General features: G+C 72.9%; 3 protein-coding genes. 1 reads left to right on the forward strand and 2 read right to left on the reverse strand.

The features are described 5' to 3' along the window. The coding region (locus ACWGIU_RS34350) for a helix-turn-helix domain-containing protein (RefSeq protein ID WP_453712020.1) at positions 1–555 on the forward strand (555 nt) is incomplete at its 5' end. Here the strand turns inward: ACWGIU_RS34350 and ACWGIU_RS34355 are convergent. Together ACWGIU_RS34355 and ACWGIU_RS34360 are read right to left on the reverse strand one after the other, a co-directional pair. Then, positions 552–1,523, reverse strand: a complete 972-nt coding sequence (locus tag ACWGIU_RS34355) for an RluA family pseudouridine synthase (protein ID WP_453712021.1) — start codon at positions 1,521–1,523, stop codon at positions 552–554. The two genes, ACWGIU_RS34350 and ACWGIU_RS34355, sit on opposite strands and share 4 nt — an antisense overlap. A 19-nt stretch (positions 1,524–1,542) precedes the next feature. Beyond that, on the reverse strand, positions 1,543–2,998 hold a 1,456-nt coding region (locus tag ACWGIU_RS34360), incomplete at its 5' end, for a serine hydrolase (protein WP_453712022.1).

The following is a 2,998-nucleotide window of genomic DNA, read 5'->3' on the forward strand; positions in this document are numbered from 1 at the left end:
GCGGCCGAGTTGTTCACCGACCAGGGATACGCGGCGACCACCACGCGGGCCGTCGCCGAACGGGCCGGGATGCGCCAGGCCACGATGTACCACTACTTCGGCGGCAAGGAGGAACTCCTCGCCGAACTGCTGGAGTCCACGGTCGCGCCCTCGCTGGTGCTGGCCCGGCAGCTGCTCGCGGACGGCGGGCGGTGCGCCGCGCGGCGGCTGTGGGAGCTGTGCCGCTCGCATGTACTGCTGCTGTGCGGCGGGCCGTACAACCTGGGCGCGCTCTATCTGCTGCCGGAGCTGGGCGGTTCGCGCTTCACGCGGTTCCGCCGGATGCGCGGGGAACTCAAGGACGCCTACCGGGTGTTGCTCGCCGGGACCCGCGTCGGCGCCGAACTGGCGGGGGACCGGGCGGGGCTCAGACTGCGAGGTGACCTCGTCTTCGGGCTCATCGAGGGCGTCATGCTGATCCACCGTACGGATCCGGCGCGACCGGTGACGGCCTTCGCGGAGGCCACCGCCGACGCGGCCCTGCGGATCGCGGGCGTCGGCCCTCCCGGCGGCTAACGACCGGATCCGGACTCCCAGCCCGACCGGTCGTCCCAGGCCTGGAGGGTGCGGCCGCTCTCGAAGCGGTGCACGCGGCCGGTCACCGGGTCGGTGAACGCCAGTACCCGGGCCAGGAGCTGCAGAGGCCTGCGGTAGTCGTCCGGGGCCGGATCGGTGACCTGCGGATACACCGGGTCCCCGAGGATGGGCAGGCCCAGGCTGTTCATGTGGACCCGCAGCTGGTGGGTGCGGCCGGTGCGCGGGGTCAGCCGGTAGCGGCCCAGTCCGCTCCGGGAGCCGACGAGTTCGACCACGCTCTCGGCATTGGGCTTGCCGCCCGGCACCTCGACCGCCGCGATGACCCCGCGGGCCTTCTCGATCCGGCTGCGGACCGTACGCGGGAGGGCGCGGGCGAGCGCCGGGTCGTGGGGTGCGAGGGCCTCGTACTCCTTGTGCACCTCGCGCCGCTGGAAGAGCAGCTGGTAGGCGCCGCGGTCCTCGGGCCGGATGCTGAACATCACCAGCCCCGCCGTCAGCCGGTCCAGCCGGTGCGCGGGGGTGAGGCCGGGCAGGTCCAGCTCTTCGCGGAGCCGGGCCAGGGCGGTCTCGGTGATGTGGGAGCCGCGCGGGGTGGTGGCCAGGAAGTGCGGCTTGTCCACGACCAGCAGGTGCGCGTCCCGGTGGACGACGGAGATCGGGAAGGGCACCCGCGGCTCCGGCTCCATGTCCCGGTGGAACCACAGGTAAGCGCCCGGCTCGTAGGGGTCCGCCGCGCGCAGGACCCGCCCGCCGGGGCCCAGCACCCGGCCCGCCGCCAGCAGGCGGGCCACGGAATCGGCGCCGCGGGTGCCGGCGTAGCGTGCCGCGAGGTAGTCGCCGAGATCGGGCCACGTCCGGTCCGGGTCGGGCGGGAGCCGCAGTCGGACCGGGTCGATGCCGGCGCGCTGGGGGAGGGGCGAGGGGGGAGGCTGGGCTCTGCGTCTCATCGGGGAACAGGCTATGCGGCTACCGCTGGGTGAAAGTGCCCAGGTGGTCGGCGTCGAGGTACTCCACCCGCAGGGTGCCGTCGGCGAAGATCACTCCCGTGCGGCCGGCCGCGTTCTCGCCGGCGGTCATGAAGCTGAAGGTGTCCCCGTCGTAGTGGGTGAGCGGGAAGCGCAGGGGCTTCGGGCCGAGGGCGAGGGTGAGCGCGCCGTTGTCGTCGGCGGTCACGGTGGCCTTGCCGTAGTAGGGGTTGTCGTAGGTTCCGGTGTACGCGGCGCTGTCGCGGGCGGGCTGCGCGCCGGAGGGCGGGTGGGCGTAGTCGGTGGTCGACCCGTTCTCGGGTGCGAGGGCCGCCGCGTAGGCGGAGGCGGCCAGGGCGAGCCAGTCGGTGGAGACCTTGCCGTGTTCGGCGTAGTCGAAGAAGTCCAGCGCCACGGCGTCGGGCAGGCCGACCGGGGCGCCGTTGGTCAGGACGACGATGCCGAGCTGTTCCAGCGGGAGCATGGTGACGTTGGTGTTGGCGCCGAGGTCGAAGGCGCCGGAGTGGCTCAGGCGTACGCGGCCGGCGCTGTCGTAGCCGACGTTCCAGCCCAGGCCGTAGAAGCTGGTGGTGCCGACGGCGTTGGTCGGCTGCGACACGATCTCGGGCAGGTGGGTGCGGGCGAGGGTGTCGGCGGGGATGATCCGCTTCCCGTCGAGGGTGCCGCCGGCCAGCTGCAGTCGCAGCCAGCGGGCCATGTCGGTGGCGGTGGAGCTGACGCCGCCGGCCGGGGCCTGGGCGTCCGGGTCGCGCACGAAGCGGGGGCTCCAGGTGCCGTCCGCGTTCTTGACGTGGGTGGCGGCGTGGTCGGGGGAGTTGACGAAGGCGGAGAACTCGGTGCTCGTACGGGTCATGCCGGCGGGCTTGAAGAGGGTGTCGGCGCTGAGCTTCTGCCAGCTGGCGCCCTTGGCGCGGGCGACGGCCTCGGCGGCCGCCGTGAAGCCGAAGTTGGTGTAGGCGTAACTCGCCCGGAACGGGCCGAGGGGCTCCAGTCGCAGGTGGTCGAGGATGTACGACTGGTCGTATCCGAGGTCTTCGAGGAGGTCGCCGGCGTGGTCGGGGAGGCCGCTGCGGTGGGAGAACAGGTCGGCGGTGGTGACGTGGTCGGTGACCCAGGGGTCCTTCAGGGAGAACCCGGGCAGGACGGTTCGGTCGTCCCACTCCTGGGGGTCGGTGAGGGCGCCGGCCACGACCGTCGAGGAGACGGGCTTGGAGAGCGAGGCGATCTGGAAGACGGTGTCGGGGCCGACCTCGGCGCTCTCGCCGGTCCTGCGCAGCCCGTAGCCCTTGATGTGGACGACCTTGTCGTCGTGGACGACGGCCACGGACACACCGGGGACGCCGGTGCGGCGCATCATGTCCTCGACGGTGCGGTCGAGGCGGGCGACGGCCTTGTCGACGGCAGCGTCCGTGATCTGGGGTTTCGGGGCGGGGGGC

Source organism: Streptomyces sp. NPDC054840 (genome assembly GCF_053611065.1).